The sequence below is a fragment of the Ornithinibacillus bavariensis genome, assembly GCF_050433565.1.
GTDB classification, from domain to species: domain Bacteria; phylum Bacillota; class Bacilli; order Bacillales; family Amphibacillaceae; genus Ornithinibacillus; species Ornithinibacillus bavariensis.
This window is the reverse complement of record NZ_JBNPWZ010000005.1, coordinates 47,887-63,759: the sequence shown is the minus strand read 5'-3', so window position 1 is coordinate 63,759 and position 15,873 is coordinate 47,887. Positions and strand designations below refer to the sequence as shown.

23 protein-coding genes are annotated in these 15,873 nt (G+C 34.7%); all 23 read right to left on the bottom strand.

Annotation, left to right across the window (positions count from 1 at the left end; genetic code table 11):
- Positions 1–269: 269 nt before the first annotated feature.
- The 23 genes from HNR27_RS10430 to HNR27_RS10320 all read right to left on the bottom strand — a co-directional run bounded on the left by HNR27_RS10430 (position 270) and on the right by HNR27_RS10320 (position 15,587).
- Positions 270–812, bottom strand: coding sequence for a SpoIIIAH-like family protein (locus tag HNR27_RS10430; protein ID WP_212922014.1), 543 nt, complete (start codon positions 810–812; stop codon positions 270–272).
- 13 nt (positions 813–825) lie between these two features.
- Positions 826–1,449 (bottom strand): stage III sporulation protein AG, encoded by a 624-nt coding sequence (gene spoIIIAG, locus HNR27_RS10425; RefSeq protein WP_429339694.1) that lies wholly within the window; start codon positions 1,447–1,449, stop codon positions 826–828.
- Positions 1,446–2,072 (bottom strand): stage III sporulation protein AF, encoded by a 627-nt coding sequence (gene spoIIIAF / locus HNR27_RS10420; protein ID WP_429339693.1) that lies wholly within the window; start codon positions 2,070–2,072, stop codon positions 1,446–1,448. The genes spoIIIAG and spoIIIAF overlap by 4 nt, the downstream gene beginning before the upstream one ends.
- An 11-nt stretch (positions 2,073–2,083) precedes the next feature.
- Complete coding sequence (gene spoIIIAE / locus HNR27_RS10415) at positions 2,084–3,256, bottom strand: stage III sporulation protein AE (RefSeq protein WP_429339692.1); 1,173 nt, start codon at positions 3,254–3,256, stop codon at positions 2,084–2,086.
- A 31-nt stretch (positions 3,257–3,287) separates the two neighbouring features.
- Positions 3,288–3,680: a stage III sporulation protein AD gene (spoIIIAD, locus tag HNR27_RS10410; protein ID WP_212922018.1), complete on the bottom strand. Its 393-nt coding sequence runs from the start codon at positions 3,678–3,680 to the stop codon at positions 3,288–3,290.
- A 5-nt stretch (positions 3,681–3,685) separates the two neighbouring features.
- Entirely contained in the window at positions 3,686–3,892 is a 207-nt protein-coding gene (spoIIIAC, locus tag HNR27_RS10405) for a stage III sporulation protein AC (protein WP_212922019.1), read from the bottom strand.
- A 20-nt stretch (positions 3,893–3,912) separates the two neighbouring features.
- Positions 3,913–4,425: a stage III sporulation protein SpoIIIAB gene (gene spoIIIAB, locus HNR27_RS10400; RefSeq protein ID WP_429339691.1), complete on the bottom strand. Its 513-nt coding sequence runs from the start codon at positions 4,423–4,425 to the stop codon at positions 3,913–3,915.
- Positions 4,361–5,347 (bottom strand): stage III sporulation protein AA, encoded by a 987-nt coding sequence (gene spoIIIAA / locus HNR27_RS10395; RefSeq protein WP_429339690.1) that lies wholly within the window; start codon positions 5,345–5,347, stop codon positions 4,361–4,363. The genes spoIIIAB and spoIIIAA overlap by 65 nt, the downstream gene beginning before the upstream one ends.
- A gap of 303 nt (positions 5,348–5,650) precedes the next feature.
- A complete protein-coding gene (locus HNR27_RS10390; protein WP_429339689.1) occupies positions 5,651–6,445 on the bottom strand; it encodes an SDR family NAD(P)-dependent oxidoreductase in 795 nt (264 codons plus the stop codon).
- A gap of 98 nt (positions 6,446–6,543) precedes the next feature.
- Positions 6,544–7,554 (bottom strand): AraC family transcriptional regulator, encoded by a 1,011-nt coding sequence (locus HNR27_RS10385; RefSeq protein ID WP_429339814.1) that lies wholly within the window; start codon positions 7,552–7,554, stop codon positions 6,544–6,546.
- 869 nt (positions 7,555–8,423) lie between these two features.
- On the bottom strand, positions 8,424–8,777 hold the full coding sequence (locus HNR27_RS10380) for a VOC family protein (RefSeq protein ID WP_429339688.1): 354 nt from the start codon (positions 8,775–8,777) through the stop codon (positions 8,424–8,426).
- A gap of 43 nt (positions 8,778–8,820) precedes the next feature.
- Positions 8,821–9,198, bottom strand: coding sequence for a hypothetical protein (locus HNR27_RS10375; RefSeq protein ID WP_212922025.1), 378 nt, complete (start codon positions 9,196–9,198; stop codon positions 8,821–8,823).
- A 45-nt stretch (positions 9,199–9,243) separates the two neighbouring features.
- Positions 9,244–9,714, bottom strand: coding sequence for an NUDIX domain-containing protein (locus tag HNR27_RS10370; protein ID WP_212922026.1), 471 nt, complete (start codon positions 9,712–9,714; stop codon positions 9,244–9,246).
- 313 nt (positions 9,715–10,027) lie between these two features.
- A complete protein-coding gene (locus tag HNR27_RS10365; protein WP_429339687.1) occupies positions 10,028–10,363 on the bottom strand; it encodes a hypothetical protein in 336 nt (111 codons plus the stop codon).
- A 275-nt stretch (positions 10,364–10,638) separates the two neighbouring features.
- Positions 10,639–11,124, bottom strand: a complete 486-nt coding sequence (locus HNR27_RS10360; protein ID WP_429339686.1) for an NUDIX hydrolase — start codon at positions 11,122–11,124, stop codon at positions 10,639–10,641.
- Positions 11,125–11,233: 109 nt separating this feature from the next.
- The gene (locus tag HNR27_RS10355) at positions 11,234–11,701 is read right to left on the bottom strand and encodes an SRPBCC family protein (RefSeq protein ID WP_429339685.1); all 468 of its coding nucleotides are present in this window, start codon (positions 11,699–11,701) and stop codon (positions 11,234–11,236) included.
- Between the two features lie 38 nt (positions 11,702–11,739).
- The gene (locus tag HNR27_RS10350) at positions 11,740–12,495 is read right to left on the bottom strand and encodes a DUF4181 domain-containing protein (protein ID WP_212922028.1); all 756 of its coding nucleotides are present in this window, start codon (positions 12,493–12,495) and stop codon (positions 11,740–11,742) included.
- A 61-nt stretch (positions 12,496–12,556) separates the two neighbouring features.
- Complete coding sequence (locus tag HNR27_RS10345) at positions 12,557–13,057, bottom strand: GNAT family N-acetyltransferase (RefSeq protein WP_429339813.1); 501 nt, start codon at positions 13,055–13,057, stop codon at positions 12,557–12,559.
- A gap of 312 nt (positions 13,058–13,369) precedes the next feature.
- On the bottom strand, positions 13,370–13,567 hold the full coding sequence (locus HNR27_RS10340) for a hypothetical protein (protein WP_212922031.1): 198 nt from the start codon (positions 13,565–13,567) through the stop codon (positions 13,370–13,372).
- Between the two features lie 86 nt (positions 13,568–13,653).
- Positions 13,654–14,034 carry a VOC family protein gene (locus HNR27_RS10335; protein ID WP_429339684.1) on the bottom strand — a complete coding sequence of 127 codons (381 nt, stop codon included), beginning with the start codon at positions 14,032–14,034 and terminating at the stop codon, positions 13,654–13,656.
- Positions 14,035–14,064: 30 nt separating this feature from the next.
- Entirely contained in the window at positions 14,065–14,472 is a 408-nt protein-coding gene (locus HNR27_RS10330) for an SRPBCC family protein (protein WP_429339683.1), read from the bottom strand.
- A gap of 224 nt (positions 14,473–14,696) precedes the next feature.
- Complete coding sequence (locus HNR27_RS10325; protein WP_429339682.1) at positions 14,697–15,014, bottom strand: hypothetical protein; 318 nt, start codon at positions 15,012–15,014, stop codon at positions 14,697–14,699.
- An 84-nt stretch (positions 15,015–15,098) separates the two neighbouring features.
- On the bottom strand, positions 15,099–15,587 hold the full coding sequence (locus HNR27_RS10320) for an AraC family transcriptional regulator (RefSeq protein WP_429339681.1): 489 nt from the start codon (positions 15,585–15,587) through the stop codon (positions 15,099–15,101).
- Positions 15,588–15,873: the final 286 nt, after the last annotated feature.

Here is a 15,873-nt window from a genome sequence, read left to right as displayed (position 1 = left end):
GTGGATACTATTTTGCCTTTTTTAATGTAAAGTCTGTAGCGAAAGTTTACTACGCGGAAAAATATTAGTTCTTAGGTACAGCTTTTATCTTTTAATCATTAAACTATAATAAGTTGAAATTAATGATGTTTGTCCTATCCCTACCCACGTTTGTCACTGCAACTAGCTTACAACCTTCGTACCATACTAGATTATCATAATAAATCCTAATACTAGACAAAACAAAACATCAAGTCACTTAAGACTTGATGCTAAAGTTTACTATTAATCTAGCTTTCTGTAATCGGTTCGTGGACTACATTTACGGTAACTTCTCCAAATTCATCGCGTACCATCTGCATAATATTTAGTACTTCTTTTTTGGAGATCTCGTCCACTTGAACATGAACATGAACAACATCTTCATCATAACGAACTAAAACGTCTTGATATTCTGCAGAAGCAGCGATTGAATCTTCCAGAATATTTTCCTTAGCTGTTGTTGCTTCAATGACATCCATTTCATCATATGCCTGTTTCTTTTCCTCTGCACTTGCATTTCCATTGGCTACAATATCTTTCAATCTATCTAATTTCATACTTCTTTTATCTTGTACTTCTAATCGTAATGAAGCAAATAATTCATTTCCACCTGGCTGTACGTCAACACCTGCTTTTTCATCTGTTGTATTTGATGATGTTTCTTCTGTATCATCTTTCTTTCCTGAATCTAGATAAGCAAAATCTTCCGGTTTCGAGGTCATATAATACACACTCAACACAATCATTAAGCTTAGCATTGTTAACAACCATACTGTTTGTTTTTTCAACATTCGTTCATCCTCCTTAATTTTTAGGCATTACAGAAACTCGATGTGTGGGAACATCTAGTACTCTCGAAACAGCTTCTACAACCCACTGTTTTACGGTAGCTTTTTCAACACCCTTTGCTACTACGAATACCCCTCTTACCTTAGGTTTTTTTGTTTGTACTAAGATAGGTGTCTCTTGGTCACCTTGTCTAATTAAAACAGTTTGCGATTCTTCTGTGTTATCTTCAATTTGTCTTGTCCCGCCATTTTTATCATTTTCCTCTGTATGCTGTTGTCCTTTAATTAGATTTTTTTCATAAACTTTTACATCAGTAGAATCTAGATTGACCATTACTTCTACCTCAGAGACGCCATTTATTTTTTCTAACATATCCTCTAATTGCTTCTTATAATTAATTTCAAGCTCTTGAATGTTAGATGTCGTTTTCGATTCATGGGAACTTACTTCAGCCGATTCAGCATCTGTTTCCAGTTTCATTCTCGGTACTTCTTGTCCTAGTTCATTCTGGGATGGGGTAGAAAAGATGTTTCCCACTAGGATTATAAGCAATGCTGCCAGCCCAATAATTAGAATATAGGTGGTTTTTTTTGAGCCATTTATTTTTTCCTTTAGGAATTCTTGTATTTTTTTTATCAAGATGCCCCTCCCTCCCAAATAACAGTTAATTTCTTATCTGATAATTCCCAGATTTGTCTTAGCAAGGTTTCCATCCCTTGAACATCTACATCCTTTGCTTTTGAACTAGGGTTTTCCTCCCTTGTATCGATAACCACATCGTTTACTGCATTCACTGCTCCCTCCCCTGCTTCGGATTCTCTGAGATACACCTTAACCTCCTCTAGCTCCTCATACGAATAAGCTGTTCCCTCTCTAAACTGAAAATCTATATTTTGTATTTCTGCTTGGTAGTTGTCCAAAAGAGGAGCCTTCACTAAATCTTCCATTTGGACAGCCAGTTGTTCTAAAATATATGCGTTAGCTGACGATTCTATTTCACTTTTTTGAAATTCAATTAAATTTTCCACATCTTTTGTTTGTGAATTATCGTTCAATACCTCATCAAATGTAGTTTTAACTGCTTGTTCAATATCAAAATTCAACAGGTGGAAAATTGGCTGGAGGAAAATTAAAATTAAAATTAAGCCAATCACAAATTTAACGTATTTTTTCATGCTGCCTGCTGGAACTACTAAATCAATAATCGTAGCCAACAAGATAAAAATGATAATTTGTGAAACCCAATTGATAATTAATTCCATAACCACCAGTCCTATCGAAGTAGTAACGTAATATTACTAGCAGTCACGATAATAACAATCGCTAGAAAGAACATTAAAGAAACCGCTAGTAAACAAGCTAGGATTAGAACGATATACTTACTAATCGTATTTAAGCTCGTAATGATTGGTCCATCTGCAATAGGCTGCAAGATAGCAGCGGCAAATTTATATATTAAGGCGATGACAAAGATTTTAATGGCTGGAAAAAGTACAATGAAAATAATAATAGCCAGACCTACAATTCCTACAGCATTTTTCAATAATAAAGATGCACTTAGAACGGTGTCGGCAGCATCTGTAAAGGTTCGACCAACAACAGGTATAAAGTTTCCCGTTACAAATTTAGCCGTTTTCATTGCTACCCCATCCTGAATGGCACTTGCTGCTCCTTGTACGGATAGGACACCAAGAAATATCGTTAAAAATATCCCTAATACCCCAATGCTTACCGATCGAAATAGCTCTGCTAAGTGGGTTACCTTATGATTTTCACTTAAACTACTAACGATAATTAACAAGGCAGATATGAATAATAGTGGCATAATAAAATTAGAAACCAAAACACCACTAAAATTAATTAAGAAAACGATAATTGGATGGAAAAACGAAACAGAAATAACACTTCCAAAGGTAGCCATTAAACCAAGAATTAAAGGGATTAAAGCTATCATAAAGCTACTCATCATACCGATTGCATCTTTTGCATAGGAAACTGCTAGGTAAAAGCTATTGAGCGCAATAAAAATAAGGACGATATATACGACGAAATATGCAATTTTGCTCACAGAGGTACGTTCAAATGCGGTATGCATGGTTTGCAGGAGAACTGAAAATAAGGTTAACAGTAATAAAGATCCAAGTAGCTTTCCGTTTAGAATAACTTCGTGAAATAGATATTCTAGAGCACCAACCATAGCATTTTTAATCGAGAGTTCTTTATTTCCTTTAATAAAATCATATATACTTGTTTTTTCTAAATCTGGTACATACCCCCCATAGTCATCGACAAGTGAGTTCCAATATTTTTGGATTCCATCAAAAGAAATATCTTCTGCTAACACGTCTTCCATTGGTGCAGTCGGCTCTTCATCAGCAAAAACGAAGGGTTGTCCAAGTAAAATTAGTAAAGAGACTAGCAACATAATTCGCTTAAATTGTTTCATGCACTTCGACTCGTCCCTCCCATATACCCTCTTATGCGGAAGGTAAGAAATTTAAGATAGCTTCAACTACAGCTGTTATAATTGGGATTGCTAATATTAAAATAAATATTTTTCCTGCTAATTCTATTTTGGAAGCAACTGCACTAAGTCCAGCATCCTTTGTTAAGCTCGCACCAAGCTCCGTAATGTAGGCAATTCCAATAATTTTCAAAATGGTTTCAATATACATGCCATTAATTGATGCTTTTTGTCCCAGGGACTCTATTAATCGAATGACTGAGCCAATCTGGCTAATAATAGCAAGAAATAATACAATTCCTGTTATAAGTAAAATAATAAAAGCAAAGGGGCCACGCATATCCTTTAAAATAATGTATAAAACACTAGCAATAATTCCGAGAGTGACAATTTGTAATATATCCATAGAAGCTACCCTTGGAATAGAAAAACAGATCGGATTTGCTGGAAAAGATCGGATAATCCATTAATCACAACCACCAACACAATAATAAATCCAACAAGTGTCACGAACTGGGCAATTTCTTCTTTACCCATTTGTTTTAAAATTGTATGAATAAGTGCAACTATGATTCCGATACCAGCAATTTGAAATAAAATGGATGCATCTGCAAGCATAACTAAGCCCCTTTCTTTCCCTATATAAGCAATAACACGATAAACAACCCTGCTAGAAAACCAATATTTTTAGCCATTTTTCCATATTTATCTTGTTCTTCCCTTGCATCATGTAGTTCCCTTTCTAAGTGTCTAATCGTAAGTTGGATATGCTTCTGCTGCTGTGTGAAATCATGTTGTCCTAACGTTCGACCAAACTGAACAAGAATTTCTTGTTCAGTTTGGCCTAGGCTGGATTGCTCTATCAAAGCTGATACACAATCCTCCCAAATTACTTCGAAATCAATATGATTGTCTTCCATTCTTTTAGCAACTAATTGAAAAAAAGCTTTAATTGGGTCGGGAATTTGCTTTGCTATGGAAATAAACGCCTCATGTAATGGTAACTGACTATAAAGAATTTCCGCTTCTAGCACTTGTAATGCATTAATCAAATGACGTATATGCTTTGGCCGCTTCGCTAACCGATTACTCCAATCGAATCCGAGCCAGGTCGTTGTCCCGATAAACAGAAGTGCTCCGATCCACTTCATTTGGTAGGCACCTCGATTTCTGATAGATATTTTTTTCATCTTCGTTATAAATTTTCTCAATGGTTCCTGGTTTATCTTGACCATTTAAAATGATTATTCGTTGAAAAACATGCTTATCAAATAGTGATTGTACCTGGGGTCGATTTTTTATTTCCTGCAAGGATTGTCCATGAATGGTACAAATAACAGTTACACCAGCATTCATCGCATTCGTTAAGGCATAGACATCCTTGTCACTACCAATCTCGTCCACAACTAAGACTTCCGGTGACATGGAACGAATCATCATCATCATGCCCTCTGCTTTCGGACAGGCATCTAAGACATCTGTTCTTAATCCTAAATCATGCTGTGGTACACCATGAAGGCACGCTGCAATTTCCGATCGTTCATCCACGACACCAACCTTTTTAGGTGGAACATGGTTCCAACCAGAGGAAATAATTCGAATGACATCCCGAATTAAAGTTGTCTTTCCTGATTGTGGTGGGCCAACAAATAACGTATTTAAAAATCTCTCCTCAAACAAATAAGGAATAACAGGTCTAGCAACACCAATCTTCTCCTTGGCGATTCTTATATTTAAAAACGTAATATATTGGATTGCTTTAACAGACCCGTGAATGGTATTTACTTTTCCCGCGAGTCCGACACGATGACCACCATCAATTGTGATGAATCCTTCTCTTAGCTCATCTTCCATACGATAAAGAGAAAATTCACTCAGTTGATTAATAATGAAAACATAGTCCTTTTTGTTAGGGCGGGCTACACGTAGCCACTCAACACCATGGTCGTAAATTAACTCAATCGGTTGATTTAAACGAACTCTTATCTCCTGAAGCATGTCCCACTTCTTATTCATCTTTTGTTGGATTTCGTCACGAATATCTGTTGGGAATAAGCGCAATATTTCTTGCATAGCTTGTCCTCGCTTCTTTTCATAGGTTCATAAACCATTTCATGATTCACTTTCTATAAGTAAATGTATGTACTCAAGGAGAAATTATGACTGATAGAGGAAAATAATAGAATAGTATTATTGAATGATAGAATTGGAATGGATATTCAAATAGAGAACAGTTATATGGAATAGTATATTAATTTTTGATTAGTGGAGTTATTGTGGATTGAGAAAAAAATAGGAAACTCCAATTCTATATTATTAGAGCTTCCTATTGTTATATGCTTTGTTTACATTTATAAATTGATGGAATAGAAAATGCTAAAAAATGGTCGGTACCATTCCCCCATCCATACGAATTGGCGAACCTTTAAATGCGGATGCATAAGGACTGCACACAAATGTGGCTAATCTACCGATTTCATTAGGCCTAATAAATCGTTGTATTTCAGATTGAGGTAGGTTTGTATTCATAAATTCTTTCTCTTTCTCTAAAAAAGTCATATCTGAATTTGCGTAAATTCCCTCAATTATTTGCTGAACATTTTCCGAGAGTGTTGGACCTGGCATGATAGTATTGACTGTAACTTCTGTACCTATTGTTAATTTAGATAAGGTTTTTGACAATGACAATAGCATTGATTTTGTCATACAATACTGGGGCATTTGTCCTGAAGGCATGATTGCCTCTTCACTCGCAATAAAGATGATACGACCATAATCATTTTTTAACATTTTAGGCAAATAAAATTTAGATAATCCATTTGCAGCAAGAACATTCGTACGGAAGTATTTATCCCATACTTCATCGTCAATGTCCTCATATTGCATAATTTCATAAATACCCATATTATTAACTAAAATATCAATAGTGGGGAATTTTTCAAATAATGCTTCTCTCTGCTCCACATCGACAATGTCTGCTGTTGCATTTTGAGGGGAGGTAGTTGGGTATTCCGATTTAATTTCATTTACAATTCGTTCTACCTCGTCATAATTTCGTCCATTAATTAGTACATTGACACCTTCTTTAGCAAGTTCAATTGCAATCGCTTTACCTATACCTTTCGTTGATCCTGTAACTAAAGCTGTCTTATTGCTTAATCCCATATCCATAATATATTTCTCCTTTTGCCTTTATGAATAAAATAACTACGCTCTTCCCCATTGAGGCAATAATTATGTTATTCTTTTTTAATAGTGTTAAGTCAACGTTATATTGTTGAAGTACCTAAATGTTTAGTACGCCAATTAAAGGGAGTATCACCTTCCCAAAGGCGGAAGGCACGGTAGAACGAGTTCTGGTCCTCATATCCAATCATGAAGGCTACCTCCTTAATATCGAATGCGGGGTCTGCCAAATACACTCGAGACAATTCATGTCTGACTTGTGTCAAAAGATGCTTGAAGCTCGTGCCCTCTTCAGTAAGACGGCGCTGCAAGGTACGATCGCTCATCCCTAGCTCACTTGCGACAATCTGAATGTCAGGACGCCCTCCCGATAAACTACGTTTCAGGATCCATTTGACCATTTCCGTGATTGAGCGACTGTGTTGCTGCTCATCCAACGATTTATCCAATACAGGTGTCAGAATCTCCAGCAATTCTTCGTTGTACGAGACAAAAGGCAAGTCCAAATCACATCGACGTAATGTCAACCTGTTACAATTTGCACCAATCCGGATATGGCATCCGAAGTAAGCTTCTAGAGCGCGTATGTCGCCCATTGGGTGCGTAAATTCGACAAATTTCGCAGTGAGCGGTTGACCCGTACCCCGACGTCCAAGCTCCACAAGAAATGCCAGAGTGATTCCAACCAGCATCGGTGGACCTGATTGCTCGGTATACAACCAATCTAGTTCAATTGTACAGTCCTCATCACCCTCGTTGATACGTAAACTTTCAGGGGGACACATTTGCTTGTACCGTGCCATTCGTTTTAGTGCGTCACGGTAGTCACGAGCATGGTAAGTCGCTAAGACTGCGGGTGGGTAATGCGCTGTTTCAAAGACGGTCGTAAGCTTGATAATTCCTTCAGCAGTGTCATCAATGAGATCCGAATATGCCTGCCAAATTGCGAAATATTGGTCGGTGGTGACAGATTGATCCGTAATAATGGTGAGCGGCAGTCGTGCTTTTCGAGCCACATCTTGAGGGGCAATCCCTAATTGATGTATTCCTGTCCAAAATCCTGCCGGGACTTTAATACGATTAAGAGATTTCATCATTGGGTCCTCCTTTAGCTTTCTACACTTTCACTAGTTTTGACTGGAAATGTATTCTGCTTCATTAACGGGACAAATATTATATTACCTTTTCCGTATCTCCTTGTAACTAGCAGAGGGCGACATTTTACTTGCCAATAACGTCAAATAAATCCGTTTATAATAGACCGTCAACGTAATAAAGCTACCTTTAATACAGGAGTTTTATTAAAATATCCTAAAATCCTTTTAACTAAAGCGTAAGAATATATTTGTGTTTTTGTTATTTGGACTACTCATCAGAAAGTTACTCTTTATAATTTTGACTTAGTTTTACCTGGTAATCAATATGTCCATATTGCAAACAATAGGTCCAAATTAATTGAATACATTAATTCTCTCTCTTAACAACTTTATTATTTTATCAACTATATTGTATATTAAACTTCCTTTTTGTCATTGCATAATTCTTACCTATAAATTAATATCTGAATAAATCTAGCTTAGGTGTATTCTATAAAAATTGGATGTAACCAAAAAACCAGCTTTAGTTACACTTAGCTGGTTATATGGAGAATATTTGATTATCACCTATTAACTTTCCTTGACTTCCACACAAACCCAATAACCATCTTTATCATCGGTATCATTTTCGATTATATATCATATTGTTGAGTTGGATTAACTACTTGTTTGATCTCACTTAAACGTATTGCTGCTTTTGGTATTTCCTTTACATATTGATCACCGGCACATAAAACTCTATATCCCACTAGCTTTAACTCTCCAAGTATTTGAATTCCGTATTTTGCAATCCTACTTTAGGCATGTTCATTCCTCCAATTTCACTGATAAATACGATTAAATAAAATCGTTCTCGATCATTTCAATCAACATTTACATATCATTAACATATTTCCATCTGGGTCCTTAAAATTAAAGTAATGATTATGTTCAATATCAGATATTAGCTCGACACCTTTTTCCTTCATGTAACAATATGCTTCTTCTATATTCTCCGTATTGAAATGAAAGGCCGCTGTTCTAAACACTTTGTCTTTAGCGTATATTTTGCTGTCTAAAACTATCCCAGTACCTTCCATAGGTATAACATATAGATGACCAAACTGAATATCACCCTCCACCTTTATACCTAACATCTCACAATACCAATCGCGAGCTTTTTCTATGTTGCTAACTGGGATGAAGACTGTTCCTATTTGATTCAAAATTGGACTACTCATCATTACCTCCTTAGAATTTTTTTAATATAATACTTTGTAAAAATTAATTTAATACAATAATCAAACATAAAATAAAGGCGATGCTAGACAGAGGAGTCATAACCATCCTCTCCTTCTTACTTCTCGAAACCAAATTAGCTAATGTATTAATACCTAGAAAAATAGTAATTATCCAAGCTAATACGTTAATTGGCAAAAAATCTAGTGAATGTATAACACTTCCATGTTGAAGAAATATGAAAGACATGCATAAAAGTAATACTGCATTAAATGCACTTATTATACGTAATTTTTTGGGCAAGACCTTATAATAACCGCCCATGGCATACTCACCTAATGGATAGCCTAGTGATAATAAAACTTGAAATATCGCTATAATTACAAACATAGCGAAAACTATAATTGATAATGAGTAAATCATCTCCCCATCCTCCTAATCGATTAACTTGAATAATTTTTTCTTGCCCTAATTCCTATTTGAATCATCTATTACTGCACGTAATGTACTTTCCCACCAAACTTCTTTATTTCCGTTTACAAAGTTCTTAATTAGATCTCTAAAGGGATAGGGCTGAAGATTATATTTATCTAGTTCATCCACCTTTACCCAGTGAAAAATAAGGTGGGGCTCATTAGCTTCGGGTTTATAACTAGAAGCTAATTCCTCACACTCAATTAGAAAAACTTGATTAATTTCATAATGTATTATCTCTTTTTTCTCCCATTTATGTTCAACTACACCTAGAAAACTGCCAATTTTACTGGCTATTCCTAATTCTTCTTCAAGCTCCCTCTTTAGTGCATCCTTTGCGCTTTCACCGTTTTCAACGTGTCCTCCCGGTAAAAATGTATTACTGTATCCTTTGGCTTGTGCAAGTAAAACCTTATTTTCTTTGATAAGGACACCTCTAGTTAAATGATGAAATGGTTTTAGCATGGATACATTCCCTCTCTTTATAATAACTTCATATATTAATTGCATTGATGCATTACATTTCAATTAGTTGCCATTTTCTTCTTGATAAATTTCATAAAAAGTAGAATACATCATAAAATTCCTCATTATTTCCGCCTTTAGATTATGAAATTGAATTCTTAAATCTTTTTTGGAATAGAAATTACTTTCTTTAAGATTAGTGACTAATTCTTCTAATTCTAGTATGCCTTCAATACTATAGGCCAAATATTGTCGTTGCGTGCTAGTATAGTCTTCCCTTTTTAATAAACTAAGCATTAAATCTCTAGTACTTCTAACAACAAACAATAAATTCTCTAGAATCAGATTTCTTAAGTTTAATCGGATCTTTACTTAGTAGCCACTCTTTTTCAAATAGTAAAAGTATGGATTGTGTTCTTTCAACCGTATAATTTATAGATGTACTTAATCCTTCCTTCACATCGTTTCCGATAGCTTCTTTCAAAGTCTGTAAATCCATAGCATATTGGTCAACCACTATCGGATCAGGCTTTATCTTATAGGTTTTATTGATACCAAAAATTGAAAAGGGATAAAACCAGGTCAAAATAAGAATAAAAACTCCTATGGAACCCACTATAAAAAATGTTATTTCCCTAGTTTTCCTCAATCAATATCCTCTTCCTCTGCAAGAATATACAAATCAAAACCTAATAATAACGACGAAACAAATGCCTATTCTATTTTACCATTATGAACGGTTAAGTTCAGCGAATTATTACAAAGATCATTTTTTTCTATCTTTTATAATGTAATTATTTTATAAATTACAAAAAAGGAACCACTTTTTAAAAATGGTTCCTTTATTAATGTTCAGCTCGGTTGAAGGGTTGCTTTGTCTAAGCCTTTTATTTCTAATTTCTCCTATCTACAAATCTCAAATTTCTATCGACCCAAGACTACGTTCCAAAAGTGAGGTAAAGTAGGGACAATCTCCTTTTTACTCAGCATATCTTCATATGAAACTTTATCCACCCATTTTGCATCAATAACCTCATCCTCTTGAAATTGAAGATCCTCAATTACTACATTTGATTGAAATAACCAAATATCGGAGTGAAAATGTTTCCGTCGTTCACTTATCATTAATTTTCCTTGACTTGGATCTAGTACCAAGCCCAACTCTTCAGCTGTCTCTCTTAAAGCGCCCTCCAAACTTGTTTCCCCGGTCAGCACAGAGCCACCGGTACATTCCCAATAATTACCCCAGGATTTTTGGGGATGGCGCTTTGATAAGAGTATTTCACCCTTGTCATTTTGAATCCATATATGGACAACTAAGTGATAGCAGCCTTCTGGAAGTGGAACTCCTCTAACATGGGTCTTACCAATTTTTTTCTTGTTTTCATCATATAAATCCCAAATCTCCATATAATTACTCCCTAACAATTTGTCATGAAAACTATTTTCCTGTGAAACTATTTATCAGCTAAGAATTAATAAAAATAAAAACCTAGTAATTCCTATCCAGTGTTTCTTCTTATCCTATATCACCTTTCATATTTTCAGCAATCTTCTTCAATGCTTCCGCTCGAGAAGCAATAAATGTTTTCATGTATCTTTCCAAAAACAGCCTGTCAGCAATATTACCAATTACACCAAAAGGTGACTTATATTGAAAGTAATCAATCATTAAGGTTCCATCTAATTCTTCTATGAAACGATGGGTATGCATAAAGGAATGAAATGCACCTTTAACCATTATGTCAATAAATTCATGAGGCTTATCCATTTTAATGACTTTAGCGGTCAACTTTTGCTTAACACCGAAATGTGTTGCTTCAAAAGTGACTGTGTCACCCATTTCTAATAAACCTGTTGTGACTCCAGCTACAGCTCTTTCGTTCGTAAAAGTAGTTGTTTGGATATGAATATCTACACTTCTAGCTAAATCAAAACATAAATCAATCGGTGCATGAATAAGTTGATGATGTTCAATGATAGGCATTTATTTCCTCCTTACAAATGAACTTTATAGGAGTTTAATCATTCCTTACTTTCTCCTGGGTAATCCCAATCCAAATCATGACTATCTAACAGCTTATATAATCTATTTTCACCAACAATCTTGTAATAGTCTGAGTCAAGACTTATGTATTTATCATATATAGTTATTGTACGAGCATCACTATTCTGAAAATGTAAATAATAATAGTTATCCAAATTACTATTGAAGTCAGTGCTTTTACGAAACTCCATAGTCGATAGCTCAACAAATAAACGATTTATTAATTGCCTATCCTCAATAATTATATTACGTTTTTCGATTATTTTATCCCAAACATTCTTAGCCTCTTCATTCCAAGCATTATTTCTTATTTCAACTTGTTTGATTGAATTCGGATTTAAAGAAGTGATGTCATTTGCTACTTCAGCAAATGATGTGGTATTTATCGAAGAAAACAAAATACCTACAAAAAGTACAATAGCACCTATCCCCCAGATAAAATCAATAATGTACTCCTTTTTTTCACGATCATATTTATATTCCATAAATGTGCGTAAACCACAGAGAATTACAAAATTTCCCGCAGACAATAAATAAACCTCCGTAATGGAGAATACAAATATCAGAACAGCCGAAATTAAAAGGAAAAGAATCAAGAGTATCAGTTCAATCCTCTTATGCATGTGATTAACATGTCTATAATTGTCAAAATCAGCTATGATGTTGTATCTTCTTCTAACAATAAACGTTACAAGATAGGAAAGCAGTAACACCAAAATCGAAAATACAATCATCCCCTAACCTCCTATTAGTTCTAAAAAACAATCAAAGATTCCTCGTATTATCCAGAACAAATTATCTAAATACCTTTCCCATTATTACATAAGCAGGACCATTTTGATCTGAAACAAATGGTTCCTTGATTACTTCCCAACCTAAACTGTGATACAAGCTACGTGCTGACTTGTTTTCTATCTGAGTTGTAAGTATAGAAGTTTTATGTTGAATATCCGCAAGTAAATTTGTAATCAATTGCTTGCCATAACCTTGGCCTCTATACGATGGATATACAGCTAACTCAACCAATTCAAAACAGTCTTTTAACCACTTTTCATATTCTAGTGAACTAAGCTCAGAAGCTAGTAGATTATGATAGAACTGATCAGGTAAGGATGAATAACCATAAGAAAACCCTAACAACTCCTTATGATCTGAGATTATGATATTACCTCTAAATCCTTTATAACCGGAGTGCTTGATTAGGCGTTCCTTTATGGAATGGTTCCATATCTGTTCATAGAGAAGATCAACTGTTTCTATGACTCTTTCTTCCATAACTAAGTCATTAACCTGCACCAATTATTTTCACCTCATTATATTTTTATTGTACCTTCTAACATACATATAGCTTTCATAGCCATCATTCGTTATTGAATTCTGCGTTCAATCTCTGCAAAATTTCAAAACCATTTTATAACAGAAGTCTCACCATTTCTTTTCGGAAATTAATTCGCAAACTAATAGTAGGCCTAATTTCATTAACTATTTCATCGGCATCATTTTTATATTTATCGTTGGATATTGCTGCATTTGTTTTAATGCGTCATATGGACTTATTATATATACATCAACAGTATGATTGTTTTTACTGTTGGTATACCGTCTCCACTATTCTTTAGTAAATGGCTGAAATAATTCTCCTACAATTGGATATCTTGTGCAAATATTAACTACACCACCTAATTCAAAAGATTGATTAACAGAGGTAAGAAGCCCATCAATTGATTCATTCGTTTGCATTATTAAAAGCCATGTTGTTTCAAAATAATTCCGTTTCTTTACTATACAAGAAGGACTATCAGACACACAGATAGCCCCTCTAATATACTTATATCTATTATTTGAAAAAACAATATCCTTTATCTACCATACAAAATTGATGACACACTTTATCAGTTTAAGCGGTGAACAATTTCGTATTGATTTCCACAAGGATCTTCAAAATAAAACGCATAGTAAGTCGGGCTCATTGGAAATAATTTAGGGCCACTTGTAATCTTACCACCAGCCATTTGAACGATTTGCGCAAGTCGGTCTACTTCTTCACGATCATTTGCCCAAAAACCAATAAGGTTTCCATTTGGCTTATGAGAAGCTTCTTCTGTTATGGCAAAATACGCTAAACTTGGTAGACTTCCTTCACCTGCAAATACTTTCCAATTTTCGCTGTGATATGTTTGCGTGAAACCTAGTTCTGGAAGAAACTTCTCGTAAAACGGTAAGGCTTCAGAAAAATTACTTACTCGTAGATCGATATGGCTATATGGATTCATTTTCTTCTTCCTCCCCAATGTAAAAAATTATTAAAATCTTACTCTTAATTCCTCTAATACATTTTCCCAATATTCCTTCATCTCTTCCCTAACGTTCTGATTAGGAAGATTTTCCTGGTGAAAGCTTATCGTAGTTTTATTACGTTCTTTTGGGATAAAACGAATCTGTACGGTAGAAGGTTTATGCCATTCATCTTTTTTCCAAGTAAGACGAAGTTGTTCGAGTGGTTTAACTACTCGTAATTCACCAGCACCTGTCTTGGCGATATATGCTTGGCCAGGTTCAAGAATTAAACTAGTATTCAGCCCTAGCCATAACTCAAAACCTTCAGCAGATGTTACAAGTTCCCAAGCCTTCTCTTGAGAAATTGGAAAAGTCCTTCTAACCCCTACTTGAAATCCTACCGCCTTCGTTTGTCCAATAGGTTTTGATTCCATTTCAACCACTCCTTTCTATCTTAAAAAGCAATTACTCTAAAATTCCAAAATCTGTGCATGGCTTGATACTTAACTTCTTTGCCTGAATCTTATTACACTTATATCTGTTGCATACATGTTTGATGTTCATTATCGTCTGTATATGGTCTAATCCAACTTATTCCAAAGCTGAGAAGCTGACTCTTGGTGTTTTCACTTGTTTCATATTCAATCCCATTACTCAATTAACTTCCTGAATAATCATAACCGCACTCCTCATACGTGCCTAAGGAAGCCTCTTTTCCTATTGTTAGTTTTGTAAAATCTTTATAGAAAGAAGTCGCTTCCTGTCTTTCCCCACTCTCAATATCCCCTTCTTCCTTAATAGAAGGTAAACAACATCGGATTTTTTGCTTTTTGTATTCCTTTTTATATTCGTATTGAATAAAGTACCTACCATTAACGTCTTGACAATGTTCATCTAAAATGTATCTCACCAATATAAAATCTATATCTATTTCATTTACAAACATTTTAATAGGACCTAGTAGGGTTAATAACATAGTTACACCTACAATTCCTATTTTATTTCTTAAACTAATTACTATCAGTTAGTGTAAAATGTTTTATAATTCCAATGGTGTGTTCTAGGAAGCCGATGCTCTTTCCTTAATTGGAACATATAAATCTACCTTTAACTTTCCATGAGGATCTTCTATTGGATTGTTCAACGTAAATTCTAAATTATATCGATTGAAATCTGCATCAAATTCACTGTTAGGTAACCACTCACTATATAAATAGTGATAAGCAAGAGTTAATTTTTCAAGATTATCATAAAATGTATATACTACAAACTTTCCACCATCAATTTTCCTGAAATTTATATCGCTATGATTCTCTATTTCAAAACCTTCAGGAATAGTGACACATGCATCATGACGACATTTACTACTCTCCACCAAATCTGGATTGTCTAGAGATATTCCAATAAATGATTGATGTGGCGGAAAAAGTCCATTATTACTTGCCCATTGAAATAATTTCTCCCAGTGATCCTGTGGTTCAAAATAGCTGCCAGTTCTTCTAAAAAATGCGACATCCAAATCTGGTATTTCCTTGATATTAATATCCAAATTCAGCATCCCCTTACCACTAATTAATATTTTCAATCATGCCGTGTTGTTTAAGTGCCAGTACATCCAAAGTCCAAATACTTTTCCATACTCACGCACTTTCTTCGTCACAGTGCCAATTTAATATAAAATGCCCGTCCTCTGCTTAGGTGTGTATTTCATATTCTAAACGTTGTCTAACATCATTTTTTAGCTCTTCAAATAACGGACTATCTGGTGTAAGCAAAGAAAAATGGCTTTGCGCAATAAAAAGTTGACCATTTACTAGAATCTGCTTCAATTATTT